Source organism: Bartonella sp. AP88XZML (assembly GCF_042195565.1).
In the GTDB taxonomy this organism is placed as follows: Bacteria; Pseudomonadota; Alphaproteobacteria; order Rhizobiales; family Rhizobiaceae; genus Bartonella.
The window spans coordinates 197,170-218,752 of the sequence record NZ_JBHIOQ010000040.1; the positions used below are offsets into that span (position 1 = coordinate 197,170).

Sequence of the window (21,583 nt, forward strand, 5' to 3'; positions counted from 1 at the left end):
TTGCGTTATTGCTTTTGAAGCACTAAATGCACACCACCATGAAAATATATGTTTTTTCCTTTTTCTCGAATTTGTAAGGCGTTTGCGGCAAGATTCAAACCGGCTTGCTGAATATTAACACGTTGATCTGTTTTTAACTGTCCCTCGGATAAGTTAATACTAGCTGACATAAATTGTACCATCATCCCATCATTCGTCGTAATCGTGAATGGCTTATCCAACTGTAAAAAACCATTAATGTTATCGTAAACCCCCCCTTGTGCTGAAAGAAAAACCTGTCTTTGTTGGCCCATAAATGCTCTAGCTGTAATGTTTTGCAACCCAATCATTCCAGCGTGTGTATGGTCTTGAAATGCCTTTTCTGCTTTAAGCCAATAAGGTTCATGAGCACGCGTATACCCTTCTAATTTTGGATTGAGCATCGTCAAATTCATCACGCCACTTTCTCTATTATTCAAAGGCATAGAATCAGAAGTAACGGGAACCAAGAAAAACGTAAACCAGCAAAAAACCAGCGCTGAAATCAACGCTAAGAGAGGTAAAAAAAATTTTAATATGCTAATGCGACGCGAATGATGGGATGCTTTTTTTAAAACATCTCCAAAAGATGATCGCGTTGAAAAGGCTTTATAATGATTGTGTACGGACATACTCTCCTGATCTCTTAAATCCTCCGCATTTTTAATCTGTATACCCTTTATAGAAGGTATTTTCAAATTTTGTTTCTTGCAATTTGTTTTTTCTTGATTTTATTTTGCTTTTATCCGTTTATATATTGTAATATGCATGGAGTGCACAATTACAAAATTTTTTTGTGTGAAAGTGAGGCTATTGTGGTAAAATCAGAGCTTGTGCAAATTATCGCTCGTCATAACCCGCATCTTTTTCAACGGGATGTGGAGAATATTGTAAACGCTATTTTTGAGGAAATTGCAACAGCACTTGCAAATGGCAATCGCGTTGAACTTCGTGGATTTGGAGCTTTTTCTGTAAAAAGCCGTTCAGCCCGTAATGGACGTAATCCACGAACAGGTGAAGCCGTTTCTGTTGAAGAAAAGTGGATTCCTTTTTTTAAAACTGGCAAGGATTTACGCGACCGTCTTAATCAGTGAGAAACTTATGATAATTAAACGTATTCTTCTAACAAGTATCGGTGTGATTCTCGCAGCGGTTTTGATTGTTTTTATCGTGGCTAATCGTCAAATGGTTCCGTTAACCCTTGATCCTTTTCGAGCAAATCCTGAAAGTTTTACTTATCATGCTCCCCTCTTTATATGGCTCTTTATTTTCTTTGTTTTTGGTATTTTATTAGGAAATCTGATCAGTTGGTTTTCCTATCACAAATACAAAAAAGCTCTCAAAAAAAGTAAAGCCGAGATTGAAAAATTGAAAACATCTATCACAAATCTGGTGTAATGGTATTTAAATGAAATCTTTTCTCTCTGTATTTTATATTCAGTACAGAGTTAAAAGTGCTCTTTTTCTTTTTTTATACATGTTTTAATTGACTTTAGCTTTTTTGCACTTTTACGAAACATTTAAGAGCTTTATAATATATTTTTATACCTCATATACCGTGATACAAAACATGCCCGCACAATGCTTTCAATTCAATAGATATCCGCAGGAAAAGCTGCCCCTTATTTTAGAAACGGGTATAAGCGAAAACTATGCTCTCATTGATTCTGGTCATGGACAAAAATTAGAACGTTATGGAGCTTACCGCATTATTCGACCAGAAGGTCAAGCACTATGGAAACCCGCTTTACCACAAAAACAATGGGCTGATGTTGATGCTATTTTCACAGGAAACCTTGATGAAGAAGGGGTTGGGCGTTGGCATTTTCCTAAAAAGCCACTTGATGAAACATGGGCTCTTGCTTGGAATGGATTGTCTTTTCTAGGCCGTTTTACTTCCTTTCGTCATGTGGGGGTTTTTCCTGAACAAGATGCCCATTGGCGCTCTATGGAAGAACAAATTGTTAAAGCCGAACGCCCTATAAAATTGTTGAATCTTTTTGGCTATACAGGTATTGCCTCTTTGATTGGAGCACGAGCGGGTGCGAATGTTACCCATGTTGATGCTTCTAAAAAAGCCATTGCGTGGGCAAAAGCTAATCAAGAAAGAGCAGGATTACCAGATCATTCTATTCGCTGGATTTGCGATGATGCTATGAAATTTGTCGAGCGTGAACTGCGTCGTAAGAAAAGCTATGATATGATTCTTCTTGATCCCCCTGCTTATGGGCGTGGACCCCATGGTGAAATTTGGCAACTGTTTGATCATTTACCCACTATGATCACAAATTGTCGTAAACTTCTCTCTGATAAACCGCTCTCTGTTGTCCTTACAGCTTATTCTATTCGTGCTTCCTTCTTTGCACTTCATGCTTTAATGCGTGATGCATTTGTAAATCTTGGTGGTACGGTCGAATCAGGAGAACTCATTTTGCGTGAAGAAGTTGCAGGACGTGCTCTTTCTACTTCTCTTTTTAGCCGTTGGATTGCTTGAATATGTGTAGACCCAAAACTGGTAGAGTGAAAGAAGTTACCTCTCTTAGCAACCCCATCATAAAAAATCTTAAAGCACTTAGCCAAAAGAAAAACCGTAATAGAGAAGGTCTTTTCATGGCAGAAGGATTGAAATTGGTCATTGATGCTCTCAATCTTGGCTGGACAATACAGACGCTTATTTTTTCTAAAAGTGAAATCGGTAATGCTACTATCGAAAATACTGCTGCACGTGCTGTAGCCAACGGTGGTTTTGTTATTAAAGCCTCACAAAAGGTTATGGAATCACTTACCCGACGCGATAATCCACAAACAGTTATTGGTATTTTCAAGCAAAAATGGCACTCTTTTGAAATGATAAAAGGGCAGATTAAAGATGTTTACATCGCGCTTGATCGTGTACGTGATCCTGGAAACCTTGGTACCATTATTCGAACAGCTGATGCTGTAGGTGCTAAAGGTGTTATTTTAATTGGCGAGACAACAGACCCTTTCTCGCCTGAAACAGTCCGTGCAACCATGGGATCTATTTTCTCTGTACCACTTTATCGTTTTGATGAAAACGGCTTTTTAAACTGGTCTTCTCACTTTAAAGGTATGATTGTTGGAACACACCTCAAAGGTTCTCTGGATTATCGCACACTTGACTTCAAAAATGGCCCTATTATCCTTTTAATGGGAAATGAAAAACAGGGATTATCAGATCTTCTTACGAATCGGTGTGATAAACTTACGCGTATTCCACAAAGCGGACGAGCAGACTCGCTTAATCTAGCTGTAGCAACAGCTGTTATGCTTTATGAAATCCGTCGCCCCTATTTAATACTGGAACCATGTGAGGAAAAACATGATTCGTAAATCACTCCCTTTTCTTCTCTTGGGCTTGGCTTTTACAGTAGTACTTGATCAAGCTGTCAAATACTGGGTTATGCACAATATGCCTTTAGGAACAGAAATTTCGCTTATTCCTTTTCTTTCCCTTTATCATGTGCGCAATTCTGGCATTGCATTTTCGTTTTTTTCTTCCTTTTCTCAGTGGGGAATCATCGCCATCACGATCATTGTGATTATCTTTCTTCTATGGTTATGGAAAAATACTGAATATAATAAGTCTTTAATGCGCTTTGGTCTTATTCTTATTATTGGGGGAGCCATCGGCAATCTCATTGATCGTATTCGCTTTCATCATGTCACTGATTATATACTTTTTCATATTGATGATATTTTTTATTTTGCTATTTTCAACCTTGCAGATAGTTTTATCACTCTCGGTGTTATTGCCATCCTTATTGAAGAATTGCGTACTTGGATGAAAGCAAGGCGTCATTCCAATAGTGCATCTTCTCATTGATATGTTCAGTGCCTTAGAAAACAGAGATTATTGACCATCACAAGTCTGATTACACATTGATTTCTCTTAATCAATTCTTGTTGCTCGTCATTTCACGTGTTTCTCTTCATGGGACTATAAGATCTTACTTTCTTTCCAACTTTACATTTCTACACTTAGTTAGTGCAAAAGAAATGAACCCAAATAGAATCAATATTTTTTATCCATGTGTCCTACATCACAATTTTTGAGGAGACATTTCACAGCATTTGAAGTTCTGTTTATTTGATTAGAACAATTGCTTTTCGTATGTTTTTTAGTTTTTACAGATATCGCTTTTACAGAGCCTTTCTTAAGTGCTTCGTTTAAAAACTCTCCTTTTTTATTTTATATATTGTTTAATAAAAAACATTTTTTCAACTATTTTCAATGGTGTCTTGTTAAAACAACATATTGATTATAAATATAAATTACCGTTTTTCATATTGAATAAAAGCCCTTACTATCCTAAATCTCTTTTATTTGGAATCTGTTCATGTTGAATCCATTAAAACCATGTCTCTTGTAAGACACAAGCAAATCAATAATCTTGATTTATTTAATATGAACAGATTTTCAACCAGAGAATCTTGCGATATTCGGAGTATCATTTAGCATTCAAAAAGACAATTTATCATTATACATCAATATTTATATAAAAATCCAATTCAATAGCTCTTATAACCGTGCAAAACAGATGCAATATTGGAGGTTGAAAATAGTGTGATGATACTTGCCGCTCTTCTCATAAACGCAAAAATAGTGAATATTTTATAAGGGATTGTATTACATAGTTTCTGTGAACAATAGAAAAGTTTTTAAGTGTAGTCTTTTTATCTTGCAAAAATATGGCAAAAAATGGAAATATTTTTTATTAAAATGAACTATTTCCTTACCAATTTGTAAGGTTCCTTCTTCATATAAATCTCTTGTAATTTTTAAATAAATCTCCATAATAAGAGCATATATGCTGGAATTCTGTCAGTGATTCTTAAGGGTTTTTGTATTTGCCTAATTAAGGCTTATACCAAGCTTATCTGTGTAATGACAGAGACACCTTTAAAGCCCTATACCTGGCAGAACATATGCTAAAGGATTTTATATTATGGCTAATTTTAAAGATTTACGTTCGGCACCTGCTTCTCATGCCGATGCATCAATTGATCAGGGATTACGCGACTATATGTTGGGTGTCTACAATGCAATGGCCATTGGTTTGCTTATTACAGCTGCTGCCGCTTATGCAATTGTATCATTAGCAACGACAACAGATATGAGCCAAGCAGCAGCTCAAATCAATAGCAGTGTTTATCTAACACCATTTGGAGTAACATTTTATACATCGCCATTCTCTTATATTGTTATGTTTGCACCACTCATAGCAGTCTTATTTCTCAGTTTTAAAATTAATACATTGAGCACAAATGCTGCTCGTAGTCTCTTTTTTGGTTATGCTGCTCTGGTTGGTCTTTCACTGTCTTCAATCGTTTTGCGCTATACGACAGAAAGTGTTGTGCAAACCTTTGTCATTTCCGCCGCAACTTTTGGAGCTCTTTCACTTTATGGATACACAACAAAGCGTGATCTCACAGCAATCGGTTCATTCTTATTCATTGGATTGATCGGCTTGTTGCTTTCCATGATTGTGAACATTTTTCTTGGATCAAGCGCTTTGCAGTTTGCTATCTCTGTGATTGGTGTTTTTATCTTTGCTGGTTTAACAGCCTACGATACCCAGAGCATTAAGTTGATGTATTATGAAGGAGATGAAAGCGATACCAGAGGACGTAAAGTTATTATGGGCGCGCTGAATCTTTATCTTGATTTCATCAATATGTTTGTCTTCTTGCTACAGTTTCTTGGCTCAAACCGTGATTGATTGCAAAAATCATTACTTAATTAAAGAACCTTGTTTCTAAAAGAGACAAGGTTCTTTTGTTTTTAGTGTAAATCTTTACCCTCTGCTTCTTAGAAACTATTCTTTTCGCAAAATGACAAAAATCCCTTATAAGCAAAAATTCCCTTGGTTTACCGGTTTTATCCAACAAAAACTCCATAGCTCCCTTTTAAATACAACTCACAGCCGCTCTCATCATCAATCAAACATCGTCAATCAAAATAGTAATTATGATCTGACCGTTGCTTCCTATAATGTGCATAAATGTGTAGGTGTTGATAAAGTTTTTAATCCTACAAGAATTGTCCGTGTTATTACTGAATTACAAGTTGATATCCTTGCTCTTCAAGAAGCAGATAAACGTTTTGGGGAACGCATCGGTTTGATTAATCTTCAGCTATTAAAAGCTGAAACCGGTTTGATTCCTGTACCTCTTAATACTATGTCACCTCATGGCCATGGTTGGCATGGGAATGCTCTTTTTTTGCGAAAGGGATATGTACATGATACTTTACAAGTCACTCTTCCTAGTATTGAACCACGTGGGGCTGTAATTGTAGAGTTGGAAATGGCAGCAGGCCCTATTCGTATTATTGCGGCTCATTTTGGCTTATTACGTTACTCTCGTAAACAACAAACAAAAATGCTCCTTGAAATTTTCCAAAAACGCCCCCTTATGCCTACACTCCTCATAGGAGATTTTAATGAATGGCGAATGGGAAAAGGCTCATCTTTAAATCATTTTTCTCCCTATTTTGATAGCACTTTTGAAGTTGTACCAAGCTTTCCCTCTCGTTTTCCTTTGTTAGCCCTTGATAGAGTTTTTTCTTTTCCCCACCAATTGGTAACAAGTATTGAAAATCATTATTCACCACTTGCACGCATTGCTTCAGATCATTTGCCTATCAAAGCCTATCTTAATCTTTCCAACGCAATCAATATTCTTAAAAATAAATAAAAAAAATTAATGTGCCTCATCCCAATTTTGAGCCGTCATAACTTTTACTTCAAGCGGTACAGATAAAGATAGAACCGGTATTGTAGCATTTTCCATAACATTTTTAACAACAGTCATGGTTTTTTTACTTTCTTCTTCTGGTACTTCAAAAATCAGTTCATCATGAACTTGCAGCAACATTTTTGCTGATAGTTTTTCTGCTTTTAAAGCATCTTCCATATGTATCATAGCGCGGCGAATAATATCGGCCGCAGAACCTTGAATTGGAGCATTGATAGCTGCCCGCTCATTAAGAGAACGAATTTTTACATTCTTTGCTTTTATTTCTGGATAATGGATACGACGTCCAAAAATTGTTTCTACATAACCATTTTCACGTGCAAAGATTTTGGTCTTCTCCATATAATCTTTAATTCCTGGAAATCTTTCAAAATACAGTTGAATATAACGACCCGCTTCTTGGCGTGAAATTCCCAATTGATTGGCTAATCCAAAAGCTGAAATACCATAAATAATACCAAAATTAATCGCTTTTGCACGCCGTCGTATATCTGAATGCATTCCTTCTATCGCAACACCAAACATTTGTGATGCCGTTATAGCGTGAATATCATGCCCTTTAGCAAAAGCTTCTTTTAATGCTTTTATATCCGCAATATGTGCAAGAATGCGCAACTCAATCTGACTATAATCAGCAGAAAGTAACACATGTCCTTTGGGAGCAATAAAAGCTGTTCGAATTTTACGTCCTTCAGCAGTTCGCACTGGAATATTTTGCAAATTTGGCTCTGATGATGATAACCGACCTGTTGATGTTATTGCCAAAGAATAATTCGTGTGAACTCGCCCTGTTTTTGAAAAAATATAAGAAGGCAAGGCATCTGTATAGGTAGATTTTAGCTTTGAAAGTTGACGCCACTCAATAATTTTACGCGGTAAAATATGACCTTCAGCAGCCAACTCTTCTAAGGTCTGTGCAGAAGTTGACCATTGTCCACCCTTTGTTTTAGCGCCTCCAGGCAATCCCATTTTGCCAAAAAGGATATCCCCTAATTGCTTTGGCGAAGCAAGATTAAACTTTTCATCAGCTTGTTTGTAAATTTCCTCTTCTAGAATCAAAGCAGCTTGTGCCAACTCTCCTGAAAGACGCAATAAAATCTGCCGATCAATAAGAATCCCCCGTTCTTCCATTCTTGCAAGAACTTCTACAAGAGGTCTATCAAGACGCTCATAAATTTTTGTCATTCCACGAGCAACAAGTTGCGGTTTCAATACTTGCCAAAGACGTAGCTTTATATCAGCATCTTCCGCCGCATAAAGGGTTGCTTGTTTTAAATCTACTTGTGCAAAAGAAGTAATTTTTTTCCCGTTATGCGTTAAATCTTTATAGGCAATTGGTTTATGCTCAAGCCAACGTTCAGACAAATCATCCATATTATGGGTTAACATTCCAGCATCAAAAGCATATGATAAAAGCATGGTGTCGTCAAAAGAGCTTATCATAATGTCGTATTGCTTCATCACCAACCAATCATATTTTATATTATGACCAATTTTTAACACCGCTGAATCTTCTAATATCGGTTTTAAAAGTGCTAAAGCTTTTCGAGCCCCAATCTGTGAAGCAATGCGCCCGCCCCTCAAAAGGTCCTCTTCTCCTTCATCAAAATGTTCAAGAGGTATATAAGCTGCTTTTTCCGGCTGTAATGCGAGTGAAAAACCAACAAGCTTTGCTTGCATCGGATCAAGAGATGTTGTTTTAGTATCAAAAGCGAAAAAACCCTGCTCTTGTGCTTGTGATAACCAGTCTTTTAAAATTTCCTCATCAAGAATTGTTGTATAAGCATCTCTTGTAATTTTTTGAGTCAGCGCTTGATCTTTACGTTCTTGTGCAAAAACTTGTGGAGAATTTTCAGAAAAATTATGAAGGGATGCGCGCTCAGTATTCTTGATATAAGAATCATGCCTGATATCAGAATCATTCCTGGGGCTTAGTTTTTCCCATTCAACATTTATATCAAGTGCGTCAATAACAGCTGCATCGCATGTTGTTGCCTCTGCCACGCGACGCGTTAATGTTGAAAACTCCATCGCTTTCAAAAAAGCAATTAAACGTGGACCATCTTGTGGCTCCAAAATAAAATCATCTAAATCATTATCTATAGGAACATCTGTTTTAAGCCTGACAAGTTCACGAGATATTTTAACTTGTTCTCTATAAGCTTGAATGTTTTCACGTCGTTTTGTTTGTTTAATTTCTGTTACGTTTTGCAATAGAAGATCAAGAGAACCAAATTCATTTAACAACTGAGCTGCAGTTTTTGGACCAATGCCTGGAATACCCGGTACATTATCCGTTGAATCTCCAATTAATGCTTGTAAATCAATCATTTTTTCAGGCGCAACACCCCATTTTTCTATAACTTCTGAGATACCTATATGCTTATCTTTCATTCCATCATACAAAGATACATGCGTATTTACGAGTTGCATAAGATCCTTATCGGAAGAAATAATGGTTGTTTTTGCCCCAACCTTTGTTGCCAACTTTGCATAGGTAGCAATTAAATCATCCGCTTCAAAGCCTTCCTTTTCAATACAAGGCAAATTAAAAGCCTTCGTTGCTTGGCGTATTAGCGCGAATTGAGGAATTAGATCTTCAGGAGGTTCAACGCGATTCGCTTTATATTCAGGATAAATTTGTTTCCGAAAAGTATCAGATGAATAATCAAAAATAACAGCAAAATGTGTTGGAACAACACCCGTAGCTGTATTACGAGCATCACAAAGTAATTTCCATAACATATTGCAAAAACCAGCTACTGCTCCTACAGGAAGTCCATCCTTTTTACGTTTTAAAGGCGGCAAAGCATAATAAGCACGAAAAATATAGCCTGATCCGTCAACCAAAAAAAGATGATCTGTTGCTTTCATGACAATTTTTTCTCCATTTCAGCTAAAAAAACAAATTACCCTTATATATTTTTTCACTTTGCCTCTAAAAAGCCATTTTTTCTCTTCATAAGACGTGAAGTCGTTGCACTTTATATTAAGTACCTAGAGCTTTTCTTTGCTGTTACAGGATTAATAGCTTTCATTTTGCTCCTCCTATGATAGCTGAGGTACGATGTAGCGACAGGGTCGTTGTGGTGTTCCCCTCCCCACAACGACCGTTTTTTTTGACATCGATATTCTTTAATTTCAATCGTGACTCTTTTAGATAAAAGATGATGTTATTCATGAATTTTGAAGTTATTCCACAGAGCTTTTTCACCCATTTTGTAGATAAAATCAGCGTGTAACTTTTTTTCTTGCATACTCAATCTTGAAGGTAAAGCCTGCGGGCGAATTTTAACGGCATAAGATGTATCTTTATCGTTCTGGATATGTTCATCAATACCCCTTCTGTTATCAAAACCCAATACACCTTGCTTTCCACCGATGAGCTCAATATAAACATCGGCTAGAATCTCTGCATCAAGCAAAGCACCATGAAGAACACGATGGCTGTTATCAATTCCAAAACGTTTGCATAAAATATCAAGAGAATTAGGACCCATAGGAAATTTACGCCGCGCCATAGCCAATGTATCAAGAATATTATCAACACTGATAAGCGGTTTGTTGACGCGTTTTAATTCTGCATTAATAAAACCAATATCAAAACTCGCATTATGCGCAATCATTGTCGCGTCTTTGATAAATTCCAAAAATTCATCAACAATATCACTAAAACTTTTCTCGTTTTTCAAGCGTTCATTGGTTAATCCGTGAATTGCTACAACTTCATCAGGAATAATAACGCCTTCAGGGTTTAAATAAACATGAAATTGGCGTCCTGTGAGATAACGATCAACCATTTCTACACAACCAATTTCGATTATGCGATCTTTCTCTTTATCTAAACCTGTTGTTTCTGTATCAAAAATAATTTCACGCATAATTTTAATTCTTTAGCAATTTTTTTATCACATCAAAAACCTGTTGACGTGTATTCTCTAAATCTTTCCCTGTATCAATAATAAAATCAGCGCGTTCTCGTTTTTTTTCATCTGGCATTTGTTGAGCGTTGATAAAGGCAAATTTTTTCTCATTCATACCTTGGCGAATCATTACACGTTCTTTTTGTATTTCTGGTGGAGCAGAAACAACAATAACGCTATCCACACGACTATCACCATTTTTTTCAAACAGAAGTGGAATATCAAGAATAACTAATTTTTTCCCTTGTTCACGCGCTATATCAATAAATTCCCTTTCTTTTTCTTGCACCAAAGGATGAATTATTTTTTCTAATGTTTGTAATTTTTCTTTATCATCAATCAAAATTTCAGAAAGTTTCAAACGATTAACTTCACCGTTTTCAACAACACCTGGAAAAATACGCTCTATGAATGACAAAGCTGGCTCACTTTTATAAAGCTGTTGTACTGCTTCATCAGCACTAAAAACAGAAATACCCGCTTGCTTGAAAAAATCAGCAACTGTTGATTTTCCCATAGCAATTGATCCCGTTAATCCTATGATCTTCATTCTCTTTTTTCACTCATATCCTCTAAAATAGCTGTCCGTAACGCTTTTGTTACCTGTGGTCTTATTCCGAACCACTGTTCAAACCCTATAACAGCCTGATGTAGAAGCATCCCAAGTCCATCAACCGTCTTGAGATCACAAGCCTTTGCCTGTTGTAAAAAAGGAGTTATCAATGGTGTATAAATAATATCTGTTACTAATGCCGTTTTTTTTGCTTTATGAAAATCGCAAAAAAAAGAATCACTTTTTTCTTCTGGACTTTTTATGCCAATAGAGGTTGTATTAACAATCAAATCAGCTTGATGAAGTATTTCATGGATTTTATGCCAATCGTAAACTTTAATGATTTTTCCAAAATGCTGAGCTAAATTATCAGCACGTTGTTTTGTACGGTTAATTAAATAAATCTGTTCAAATCCGCGTCTTTTTAAGGCATATATGATAGCGCGTGCGGCACCACCTGCTCCAAAAACAAGAGCTGTTTCCCCTCCCCAATCAGATACAAAATCATCAAGATTAGCGCTAAAACCATAGGCATCACTATTCGTGGCACAAAGCTTATCTCCTTCATACCAAAGTGTATTAACAGCACCAATCATTGTTGCTCTCTCATCTTTATAATCTGCTAAACGAAAAGCTTCCTGTTTATAAGGCAAAGTAACATTTCCTCCACAAAAGCCTATTTTTTGTAAAGACGCAATAAAATGACTGAACTCTTCAGATGTTACTTCTTGTGCAAGATATTCTCCTTGTAAACCATATTGTTTAAGCCAAAAATTGTGAATTCTTGGCGATTTTGAATGATGAATTGGAGAACCAACAACAAAAGCACGCGGATAATTTGTTTTTTTTATTGTTAAGTCAACCATCAATAATTCCTAAGTGGCGCAGTTTTATGAGTAGAGGCAGCAAAGGTAAACCAACAATGGTAAAAAAATCTCCTTCAATTTTTTCAAAGAGATGAATTCCTTCTCCTTCAATTTGATATACTCCCACGCTGTTTAAAACATCTTTTCCTACGCGTGCTAAATAACGTTCAATAAATTCTGATGAGAGTAAACGGACGGACATATGTGCACTAAAAGCTTCAACCCAAATTTTTTGACCATTTTTAAATAAAGCTACCGCACTATGAAGAGAATGGGCTTTTCCTGATAACTCACATAAACGTTGATGTGCTTCTTTAATATTTGTTGCTTTGTGAAAAACTTGACCTTCCAAATCAAGAACTTGATCACAACCAATAACGAAAGCATCAGGAAAACGATCTGAAACATTTTTTGCTTTTGCACTCGCAAGAAAACAGCTGAGTTCTTTAGGTTTTTTTTCTTTTGCTTTTTTTTCTACTTCTCTTTCATCAAAAGAAGCTCCTTCAATGGAAAAATTTAAGCCTGCTTTTTTTAATAATTTTGCACGATAAAAACTAAGAGATGCTAATATTAAAGTATCTGCGTTCATGAGAATTTTCTCTCATTTCCTTCACGAAATCGTGATAACAGTTCAAATATTGCAGCAGCAGTTTCTTCAATAGAACGTCTTGTGACATCAATAATAGGCCAACCAAAACGTTCGCAAATGCGTTTTGCATAGATTAATTCTTCAGCTATGTTGATACGATTTGTATAATTATCAAGAGCAAAACTTTCTCCCAAATCTCGATTTTGGCGGATATGTGAGATTCTTTCAGCTGAAGCAATTAAACCAATAATTAAAGAATTTTTTGCCTCTAAAAGGGATTCTGGCAAATCAATATTAGGAATAAGAGGAATATTAGCCGTTTTTATTCCGCGATTTGCTAAATAGATACTTGTTGGCGTTTTAGAGGTTCTTGAAATTCCCACAAGGATCACATCTGCTTCGGATAAGCTACTGGAAGACTGTCCATCGTCATGCTCTATTGTAAAATCCAGTGCCTCAATACGGCGAAAATAATCTGCATTAAGATCATGTTGTGCGCTCGCACGTAAATGTGTTGGCATTCCAAGGTAAGACTGAAAAGCATTTAAAACAGGATGCAATATATCAATACAGGGAACTTTCATTTCTTTACACCTTTTTTGAAGGAGAAGTTTAAATTCTTCATCAATCATTGTGTAAAGAACAATACCTGGCTCTTGTTGTATTTCATTAAGAGCTTTCTGTAACTGTATTCTATTACGAATCATAGGATAGATATGCTCTGTTGCCTGAATCATTGCATATTGCGATGCTACAGCTCTTCCAACAGAAATTAATGTTTCTCCTGTTGCATCAGAAAGCATGTGTAAATGAAAGAATTTTTTTTCTTTTGTCACAAAAATTTTAACTCCTTGTTAAGACATGTGTATATATCCTCACCGTTTTTTATAAAACTAAAATTTATGAAAAATTCTCCTTTTTTATGCACAAATTAAATGCTTGTGATAATTTAATCCCTCTTATAAAAAAAGAGGGGATAATATCTTTAAGATAGTGATATTTTTATTCTTTTTTCAGTTCCTTTTGTGGATAAAATTGAGGATAAATAATAATCCACACTAAACACAGTTATAAATAAGAATAATCCTTTCTTTAATATAAATTTATTAATATAAATTTCTGTAAAAAATACTTTTGAATAGCATTTCATTAATGCTATAATTCTAACTCACATTTTTGTTATTAAAATAATTAAATACTATTTGGATTTTATATTTTTTCAAGTTTTTCATATAATTACTTAATATTACAGGAACAAATTTCATATAAATGGTACTTGCAGATTAAAAAAATTGAGTGTAGGATATTTTTTCTTAATAATATTTCACTCATAAATTTCCATAAATTATTTAGAACAATCTTCTCCTTAATTACAAAGAGCATATTTCATGCAAAAAATGAAACTACAAGAACTTAAAAGCAAAAATCCCGTTGAGCTTGTTTCTTTTGCTGAAACATTAGAAGTTGAAAATGCCTCCCTTATGCGCAAACAAGAATTAATGTTTGCTATCTTGAAAAAACTTGCTCTACAAGACGTTGAAATTATAGGAGAAGGTGTTGTTGAAGTTTTACAAGACGGATTTGGATTTTTGAGATCTGCTGATGCTAATTATCTTCCTGGTCCTGATGATATTTATCTTTCACCTGCACAAATACAGTCGTTTTCTTTAAAAACAGGCGATACAATTGAAGGACCCATACGCAGTCCAAAAGAGGGAGAACGTTATTTTGCTCTCCTTAAAATTAATACAATTAATTTCGAAAAACCTGAAAAGATTCGTTATAAAATCCACTTTGATAATCTTACTCCTCTTTATTCAAATGAACGTTTCCAAATGGAAATACAAGATCCTACAGAGAAAGATATGTCATCACGCGTGATTGATTTGATATCTCCATTGGGAAAAGGACAAAGAGGGTTAATTGTAGCTCCTCCTCGAACGGGAAAAACAGTTTTACTTCAAAATATTGCTCATTCTATTACCACTAATCATCCTGAATGCTATCTCATTGTTCTTTTAATAGATGAACGACCAGAAGAAGTTACTGATATGCAGCGTTCAGTAAAAGGAGAAGTGGTTTCTTCTACTTTTGATGAACCAGCAATACGTCACGTACAAGTGGCAGAAATGGTCATTGAAAAAGCCAAACGTCTCGTTGAATATGGGCGTGATGTTGTTATTCTTCTCGATTCTATTACACGTCTTGGACGTGCATATAATACAGTTGTTCCTTCTTCGGGTAAAGTTTTAACAGGTGGTGTGGATGCAAATGCCCTCCAGCGTCCAAAACGTTTTTTTGGTGCAGCACGTAATATTGAAGAAGGCGGATCTTTAACTATTATTGCAACGGCTTTGATTGATACAGGAAGTCGTATGGATGAGGTTATTTTTGAAGAATTTAAAGGAACAGGTAATTCGGAAATTGTTCTTGATCGAAAAGTTGCTGATAAACGTATTTTCCCTGCTATGGATATTTTAAAGTCAGGAACGCGTAAAGAAGAACTTCTGGTAGAACGACAAGATTTACACAAAATTTTTGTTCTTCGTCGTATTTTAGCATCTATGAATGTAACAGATGCAATTGAATTTTTGATTGATAAATTAAAGCAAACAAAAAATAATAGTGAATTTTTTGATTCAATGAATACGTAGAGTTATTAAAGTTTTTATTAGGATAAAACCTGTGGATACAATCTTTGCTGTTTCGAGTGGATTGTTACCTTCAGGGGTTGCAGTCATTCGGCTTTCTGGTCCTCATGTTGTGGATATAGTTAAAACGCTTTGTGGTCGTTTACCTAAAGCACGTTTTATGCATTATGGAAATCTTACTGCTCGTGATGGTAGTTTTTTAGATTCTGGTTTAACTGTTTTTTTTCCTTCTCCTCATAGTTTTACGGGGGAAGATTGTGCAGAATTCCATTTACATGGAGGAAAAGCAGTAGTTAATCGTTTTCTCGATGAATTGTCGACATTTTCTGGATGCCGTATTGCAGAGGCAGGTGAATTTTCACGTCGTGCTTTTATGGAAGGAAAATTAGATCTTGTTCAAGCAGAAGGTCTTGCTGATTTAATAGAAGCAGAAACGGAAAGCCAACGGCGTTTAGCTGTTATGGGTACAAGTGGACATTTAACGACGCTTTATCGTGATTGGCGTCATAAGCTTATGAAGGCGCGTGCTTTTATTGAGGCAGAACTTGATTTTGTTGATGAAGCAGATATTCCCAACGCAATATCTGATAAAGTTTGGAAAGATGTTGATGATCTTTGTACTTCTATTCGGGAATATATTACTGAAGGAGAACGTGCGAGTATTTTACGTGATGGATTAAAAATTGTTATTGCTGGTGCTCCAAATTCTGGAAAATCAAGCATTATGAATCGTCTTTCAGGAAGATCTGTTGCTATTGTAACGGAAGAAGCAGGAACAACCCGTGATGCCTTAGAAATGAGAATTATTCTTGGTGGTTTACCTATTTTTTTAACAGATACTGCTGGTTTTAGAAAAACAGAAAATAAAATAGAACAGATGGGAATAGAAGTTGCTAAACAGCATGTTATGGAAGCTGATTTGGTTATTTTGGTTTATGATATAGGAAATCCTACGCAAGTTGATTTACCAGAAACATCGGCTGAAATATGGTGTGTTGGCAATAAGCTTGATCTTTATGAAAAAAGTGATCAGCGTTGGTCTATACAATTTTCCGCATTAACTGGTTTAAATTTTGATTATTTTATAAAAGAACTTGAATCATTTTGTCATTATCGTGCTTCTGAAATTGGAAATATTGTTCCAGCACGTAAAAGGCAACTTCAATTATTAAAGCAGGCTGTTAAAGAGATTGAATTTTCTCTTAATTATCATTCTCTTGATCTCAGTTTACGTGCAGAACATCTCCGTTGTGCAAGTGATTTTCTTGGGAAAATTACAGGAGATATTGATGTTGAAGATTTGCTTGATATTATTTTTTCAGAATTTTGTGTTGGTAAATAATGATTCACGTGAAACATTGATTATTTCATAGACAGATTATAAAGATTATGTAATTTATATCCTGTTTCACGTGAAACCTTAGAATATTTTCTACGGAATGAATTAAATGCAATCATATGATGTTGTTATTGTTGGTGGTGGTCATGCTGGCTGTGAAGCGGCTTCAGCTTCAGCACGTGTAGGAGCCAAAACAGCGCTTGTTACACATAAAATATCAGCACTGGGAACAATGTCGTGTAATCCTGCTATTGGTGGACTTGGAAAAGGGCATCTAGTTCGTGAAATAGATGCGTTAGATGGTCTTATGGGAAGAGCAGCAGATGCTGCTGGAATTCAGTTTAGACTACTTAATAGACGTAAAGGACCGGCAGTAAGAGGACCACGAACACAGGCAGATAGACAACTTTATAAAAAAGCAATTCAAAAATTATTAAAAGAACAAGAAAATCTTACTCTTATTGAGGATGAAGTTATTGATCTGGTTGTTAAAGATAATTGTGTATCAGGTGTTATTTTAAAAAAACAAGGAACAATTTTTTCTGGTGCTGTTGTTTTAACAACAGGTACGTTTTTAAATGGCTTTATTCATATTGGTAATAAAACATGGGCTGCTGGTCGTATGGGAGATCAGTCAAGTGTAAAACTTGCTGAACATTTGAAAAAATATCATATAAAACTTGGACGATTAAAAACAGGAACCCCTGCTCGTTTGAGTAAAAAAACAATTGCTTGGGAAGCTCTCCAAAAACAACAAGCAGATGAAAATCCCATACCCTTTTCTCTTTTAACAGAGAAAATTGAACAACCACAAATTGAATGTGCAATAACACGTACAAATGAGAAAACACATCAAATTATTCGCGAGAATATTTATCGCTCTGCTTTATATTCTGGAAATATTGAAGGGTTAGGACCACGTTATTGTCCTTCTGTTGAAGATAAAATTGTGAAATTTGGAGAACGTGATGGACATCAGATCTTTCTGGAACCAGAAGGATTAAATGATGATACTGTTTATCCAAATGGTCTTTCTACTTCTCTTCCTGAAGATGTACAAATTTCTCTATTGAAAACCATTGAAGGATTGGAAAATTCTATAGTTTTGCAACCTGGTTATGCTATTGAATATGATTTTGTTAATCCACAACAATTAACGAGAAACTTAGAATTACGTTCTTTACCGGGTTTGTTCTTAGCAGGCCAAATTAATGGTACAACAGGATATGAGGAAGCAGCAGCACAAGGACTTTTAGCTGGATTAAATGCTGCACGTAAAGTAGGTAAATTAGATGAAATACTTATAAGTCGTTCTACTGCTTATATTGGTGTTATGATTGATGATTTGGTTTCACGTGGTGTTTGTGAACCTTATAGGATGTTTACATCACGTGCTGAATTTCGTTTATCTTTACGATCTGATAATGCTGATACGCGTTTAACACCTTTGGCACAAAAATGGGGTATTGTGAGTAAAATACGTTGGGAATGTTATCAGAAAAAACAACAACGGCTTGATCAAGCACGATCAATATGTCAAAATTTTTTTTTAACACCCAATGAAGCTTCTGCTCATGGATTACATGTTAATCATGATGGAATTCGGCGTTCGGCTTATGATTTTCTTGCTTATCCTCATATGACCTTAGAGCGTCTTTCAAATTTTTGGCCACAATTACAAACAATTGATTCTAAAACAGCAGAATCTTTAGAAATTGAAGCACAATATGCGGTTTATTTAGATAAACAAGCACAAGATATTGCCTCTCTTCAGAGAGATGAGCGTTTAGAAATTCCTTCTTCTCTTGATGTTCAGGCAATTTCAGGTCTTTCAAATGAACTTAAATCAAAAATTCAAGAAGTGTCGCCGCGTTCAATTGCTGATGCACAAAAAATTGATGGCATGACACCCGCCGCGTTATCACTTATTATTACACATATTCAACGTCAACGACGTGAAAAGGCTAAAACAGCTTAATGAATTTTTCTACAGAAAAAAAATATCAACAATTATTAAATATTGTTCCTTCTGTTTCACGTGAAACGATGGAAAATTTAATTCAGTTTGAGTCTTTAGTACTTCAGTGGAATGCACATATTAATTTGATATCTGCTACAACTATACCAGATCTATGGACACGACATATTCTAGATTCAGCACAAATTTTTCCTTTGTATGCTCATTCTTTACATTGGTGTGATTTAGGATCAGGAGGAGGTTTTCCTGCAATTGTGATTGCTATCTTTTTGAAAGAAAAAAAAACAGCACATATTAATCTTGTTGAAAGTAATGGGAAAAAAGTTGCTTTTTTGCGAACAGTTATTGCTCAACTTAATCTTCCAGCAACGGTTTATCACGCTAGAATTGAAGATATATATCAAAAAATTCCCATATCTGATATTATAACGGCACGGGGATTAGCGCCGCTTGATACTCTTTTACAACTCATTTTTCCTTTATTAACAGAAAAAACAATAGCTCTTTTGCAAAAAGGTCGGGATTACGCTACAGAAATAAAAAATGCCTCTGCCAATTGGCACTTTGATCTGTTAAAACATAAAAGTAAAGTTGATGAAAATTCTGTTATTTTGGAAATTTCTCATATTCGATCATATAGAGGGTAGAGCAAAATGAGCGAAACACGAATTATCGCTATTGCAAACCAAAAGGGTGGAGTCGGAAAAACAACCACAGCAATTAATCTTGCTACAGCTTTAGCGGCTATTGGTGAAAATGTCCTTATTATGGATGTTGATCCACAAGGTAATGCTAGTACAGGTTTAGGGATTGATCGTAATAGCCGTCCTTTATCTTCTTATGATGTTTTGGTTTCGGGCGTTTCAATTACACAGGCGGCTTTAAAAACAGCCGTACCCAATCTTTATATAGTTCCCTCTACACTTGATCTCTTAGGTGTGGAAATGGAAATTTCTTCATCAAAAGATCGCATACAACGCTTACGTAAAGCTCTCTATGATGATCCGGAAATGGAAAAAAAATTCAATTATATTTTAATTGATTGTCCTCCCTCCCTTAATCTTTTAACACTTAATGCTATGGGGGCTGCGGATTCTGTTTTAGTGCCTATGCAGTGTGAATTTTTAGCACTTGAAGGTTTAAGTCAATTACTTGAAACAGTAAAACAAGTGCGATCCGTACTTAATCCATCTTTAGAGATCCAAGGTATTGTTCTAACAATGTATGATGGACGTAATAACCTTTCAAATCAAGTTGTTGAAGATGTACGTTCTTTTATGGGAGATAAAGTTTATCGTACTGTTATTCCACGAAATGTAAGAGTATCAGAAGCGCCTTCTTTTGGCAAACCTGTATTGCTTTATGATCTTAAATGTGCTGGGAGCCAAGCTTATTTGCGTCTAGCATCAGAAATGATTCAACGTGAAAAACAAGCACGTGCTGCTGCTTAAAAATGTAAAATTTTTTGTAAGAAAACTCAAAGAGCAAAATTATGAACGATGATCTATCAAAAAAAAGACTAGGACGTGGATTAGCGGCATTGATTGGAGATATCAATTTAAACAACAATATTGCACGTTCATCAAGCTTTGATAAATTAAATGAATCCGGTAGTCTTTCTGAGCGATTTATTTCTATTGAATCTATTTCATGTAATCCTCACAATCCTCGGCGTCATTTTACTGAAACAGAGCTTGATAATTTGACACAATCAATTCGTCAACACGGTGTGGTTCAACCGGTTATTGTGAGGCCTTTAAGAGATCATCCTCATCGGTTTGAATTGATTGCGGGTGAACGGCGCTGGCGTGCAGCACAACGTGCAAATTTAAGTCAATTACCCGTTATTATTCGTGATGTGGACGATAAAACGGCTTTGGAATTGGCAATTATTGAAAATGTTCAACGTGCAGATCTTAATCCTATCGAAGAAGCAAAGGGATATGAGATGCTTCTAAATGAACATGATTATACGCAAGTAGATTTAGCGCAAGTTATAGGAAAAAGTCGTAGTCATGTTGCAAATACGCTTCGTTTGTTAAAACTTCCAGAAAAAGTACAACAATTCTTAACTGATGGACAACTTTCTGCAGGTCATGCACGTTGTCTTATAACCGTTGATGATCCACAAAATTTAGCTGAGAAAATTATTCGTGAAGGGCTTTCAGTACGTCAAACAGAAATACTTGCATATGAGCAAGCTAATCCTAAAACTAAAAAGCGTACCAATACGGAGAAAGATGCTGAAACAAAATCTTTAGAAAAATTACTTGCAGATGTGATAGGAATGAAAGTTATTATTCGACATGGTAAAAAAGGTGGAGATTTAAAAATACATTACTCTTCATTAGAACAATTAGATGAAATTTGTCGGCGTTTACAAAGTTAATCAATTGTTCTAAAAAGTTTTTTAACAGTTATCTTTTAAAATTTTTATTATTCTATACATATGCTCTTTAGCAAATTCTATATTGCTTGGAGGTAAAAAGTTTTTTTCATAAGTAGAATTTCCTTCATCAGTAAGTACATACAATGTCGCTTGAAGTGCTAGGTGAGCAATAACAAACTCTTTCGGTGTTATATTATTTTCTTTTAAAATATTCACAAGTTTTGGATTATTAGAAATATAGGCAGCGTATTTTTCAATATTATCATTATAATTATTGAAATCACTTTTTTTATTTGTTTGTTCTGGTTCTGAAGATAAATTTTTACATTCTATTTTTATTTTTTCCAGCTTTAAAAGAAGATCTTCCGTTAAGGGATAATTTGCAATGAAAGGCGGTATAAAAGAAAGATCATCTATTTCTTGTTTTTTTTCTTGAGCGTATGATGCAAAAGGAAAAATGAAGAAAAAGCACAATAGAAGTTTAAACATGACTAAAAATT

Annotated in this window: 21 protein-coding genes; 13 read left to right on the plus strand and 8 right to left on the minus strand. The window is 35.3% G+C overall.

The window, feature by feature from the left end:
• Window positions 1–5: 5 nt before the first annotated feature.
• Window positions 6–650 carry an LPS export ABC transporter periplasmic protein LptC gene (gene lptC / locus ACFIK2_RS04940; RefSeq protein ID WP_375617462.1) on the minus strand — a complete coding sequence of 215 codons (645 nt, stop codon included), beginning with the start codon at window positions 648–650 and terminating at the stop codon, window positions 6–8.
• Window positions 651–833: 183 nt separating this feature from the next.
• Between lptC and ihfB the strand changes: the two genes are divergently transcribed.
• The 7 genes from ihfB to ACFIK2_RS04975 all read left to right on the plus strand — a co-directional run bounded on the left by ihfB (window position 834) and on the right by ACFIK2_RS04975 (window position 6,735).
• Window positions 834–1,112 (plus strand): integration host factor subunit beta, encoded by a 279-nt coding sequence (ihfB, locus tag ACFIK2_RS04945; protein WP_273790186.1) that lies wholly within the window; start codon window positions 834–836, stop codon window positions 1,110–1,112.
• 7 nt (window positions 1,113–1,119) lie between these two features.
• Window positions 1,120–1,416: a lipopolysaccharide assembly protein LapA domain-containing protein gene (locus ACFIK2_RS04950; RefSeq protein WP_375617461.1), complete on the plus strand. Its 297-nt coding sequence runs from the start codon at window positions 1,120–1,122 to the stop codon at window positions 1,414–1,416.
• A 172-nt stretch (window positions 1,417–1,588) separates the two neighbouring features.
• Window positions 1,589–2,512 (plus strand): class I SAM-dependent methyltransferase, encoded by a 924-nt coding sequence (locus ACFIK2_RS04955; protein ID WP_375639476.1) that lies wholly within the window; start codon window positions 1,589–1,591, stop codon window positions 2,510–2,512.
• A gap of 2 nt (window positions 2,513–2,514) precedes the next feature.
• Window positions 2,515–3,369 (plus strand): TrmH family RNA methyltransferase, encoded by an 855-nt coding sequence (locus tag ACFIK2_RS04960; protein WP_375617459.1) that lies wholly within the window; start codon window positions 2,515–2,517, stop codon window positions 3,367–3,369.
• Window positions 3,359–3,862 carry a signal peptidase II gene (gene lspA, locus ACFIK2_RS04965; protein WP_375617458.1) on the plus strand — a complete coding sequence of 168 codons (504 nt, stop codon included), beginning with the start codon at window positions 3,359–3,361 and terminating at the stop codon, window positions 3,860–3,862. Before ACFIK2_RS04960 ends, lspA begins: the two co-directional genes overlap by 11 nt.
• A gap of 1,123 nt (window positions 3,863–4,985) precedes the next feature.
• A complete protein-coding gene (locus ACFIK2_RS04970; RefSeq protein ID WP_375611347.1) occupies window positions 4,986–5,759 on the plus strand; it encodes a Bax inhibitor-1/YccA family protein in 774 nt (257 codons plus the stop codon).
• Between the two features lie 112 nt (window positions 5,760–5,871).
• Window positions 5,872–6,735: an endonuclease/exonuclease/phosphatase family protein gene (locus ACFIK2_RS04975; protein ID WP_375633969.1), complete on the plus strand. Its 864-nt coding sequence runs from the start codon at window positions 5,872–5,874 to the stop codon at window positions 6,733–6,735.
• Between the two features lie 6 nt (window positions 6,736–6,741).
• On the opposite strand, the gene polA is transcribed toward ACFIK2_RS04975, so the two are convergent.
• From polA to ACFIK2_RS05005, 6 genes are all read right to left on the minus strand, one after another.
• Complete coding sequence (gene polA / locus ACFIK2_RS04980) at window positions 6,742–9,669, minus strand: DNA polymerase I (protein WP_375676942.1); 2,928 nt, start codon at window positions 9,667–9,669, stop codon at window positions 6,742–6,744.
• Window positions 9,670–9,968: 299 nt separating this feature from the next.
• Entirely contained in the window at window positions 9,969–10,676 is a 708-nt protein-coding gene (dnaQ, locus tag ACFIK2_RS04985) for a DNA polymerase III subunit epsilon (RefSeq protein ID WP_375629128.1), read from the minus strand.
• Between the two features lie 4 nt (window positions 10,677–10,680).
• A complete protein-coding gene (gene coaE, locus ACFIK2_RS04990; protein ID WP_375636405.1) occupies window positions 10,681–11,268 on the minus strand; it encodes a dephospho-CoA kinase in 588 nt (195 codons plus the stop codon).
• The gene (locus ACFIK2_RS04995; RefSeq protein ID WP_375629126.1) at window positions 11,265–12,137 is read right to left on the minus strand and encodes a shikimate dehydrogenase; all 873 of its coding nucleotides are present in this window, start codon (window positions 12,135–12,137) and stop codon (window positions 11,265–11,267) included. The genes coaE and ACFIK2_RS04995 overlap by 4 nt, the downstream gene beginning before the upstream one ends.
• Window positions 12,130–12,726, minus strand: coding sequence for a Maf family nucleotide pyrophosphatase (locus tag ACFIK2_RS05000; RefSeq protein ID WP_375633961.1), 597 nt, complete (start codon window positions 12,724–12,726; stop codon window positions 12,130–12,132). Before ACFIK2_RS05000 ends, ACFIK2_RS04995 begins: the two co-directional genes overlap by 8 nt.
• Window positions 12,723–13,562 (minus strand): pyruvate, water dikinase regulatory protein, encoded by an 840-nt coding sequence (locus tag ACFIK2_RS05005; protein ID WP_375633959.1) that lies wholly within the window; start codon window positions 13,560–13,562, stop codon window positions 12,723–12,725. Before ACFIK2_RS05005 ends, ACFIK2_RS05000 begins: the two co-directional genes overlap by 4 nt.
• A gap of 552 nt (window positions 13,563–14,114) precedes the next feature.
• On the opposite strand from ACFIK2_RS05005, the gene rho reads away from it, so the two are divergent.
• The 6 genes from rho to ACFIK2_RS05035 all read left to right on the plus strand — a co-directional run bounded on the left by rho (window position 14,115) and on the right by ACFIK2_RS05035 (window position 21,083).
• Window positions 14,115–15,380, plus strand: coding sequence for a transcription termination factor Rho (rho, locus tag ACFIK2_RS05010; RefSeq protein ID WP_015857121.1), 1,266 nt, complete (start codon window positions 14,115–14,117; stop codon window positions 15,378–15,380).
• 31 nt (window positions 15,381–15,411) lie between these two features.
• Window positions 15,412–16,719, plus strand: coding sequence for a tRNA uridine-5-carboxymethylaminomethyl(34) synthesis GTPase MnmE (gene mnmE, locus ACFIK2_RS05015; RefSeq protein WP_375633957.1), 1,308 nt, complete (start codon window positions 15,412–15,414; stop codon window positions 16,717–16,719).
• A 106-nt stretch (window positions 16,720–16,825) separates the two neighbouring features.
• The gene (gene mnmG / locus ACFIK2_RS05020; protein WP_375676943.1) at window positions 16,826–18,694 is read left to right on the plus strand and encodes a tRNA uridine-5-carboxymethylaminomethyl(34) synthesis enzyme MnmG; all 1,869 of its coding nucleotides are present in this window, start codon (window positions 16,826–16,828) and stop codon (window positions 18,692–18,694) included.
• A complete protein-coding gene (rsmG, locus tag ACFIK2_RS05025; protein ID WP_375676944.1) occupies window positions 18,694–19,341 on the plus strand; it encodes a 16S rRNA (guanine(527)-N(7))-methyltransferase RsmG in 648 nt (215 codons plus the stop codon). The genes mnmG and rsmG overlap by 1 nt, the downstream gene beginning before the upstream one ends.
• Before the next feature lie 6 nt (window positions 19,342–19,347).
• The gene (locus ACFIK2_RS05030; RefSeq protein ID WP_273790170.1) at window positions 19,348–20,145 is read left to right on the plus strand and encodes a ParA family protein; all 798 of its coding nucleotides are present in this window, start codon (window positions 19,348–19,350) and stop codon (window positions 20,143–20,145) included.
• A 41-nt stretch (window positions 20,146–20,186) separates the two neighbouring features.
• On the plus strand, window positions 20,187–21,083 hold the full coding sequence (locus tag ACFIK2_RS05035; RefSeq protein WP_375612765.1) for a ParB/RepB/Spo0J family partition protein: 897 nt from the start codon (window positions 20,187–20,189) through the stop codon (window positions 21,081–21,083).
• Window positions 21,084–21,104: 21 nt separating this feature from the next.
• Here the strand turns inward: ACFIK2_RS05035 and ACFIK2_RS05040 are convergent, their stop codons facing one another.
• A complete protein-coding gene (locus tag ACFIK2_RS05040; RefSeq protein ID WP_375633638.1) occupies window positions 21,105–21,572 on the minus strand; it encodes a hypothetical protein in 468 nt (155 codons plus the stop codon).
• Window positions 21,573–21,583: the final 11 nt, after the last annotated feature.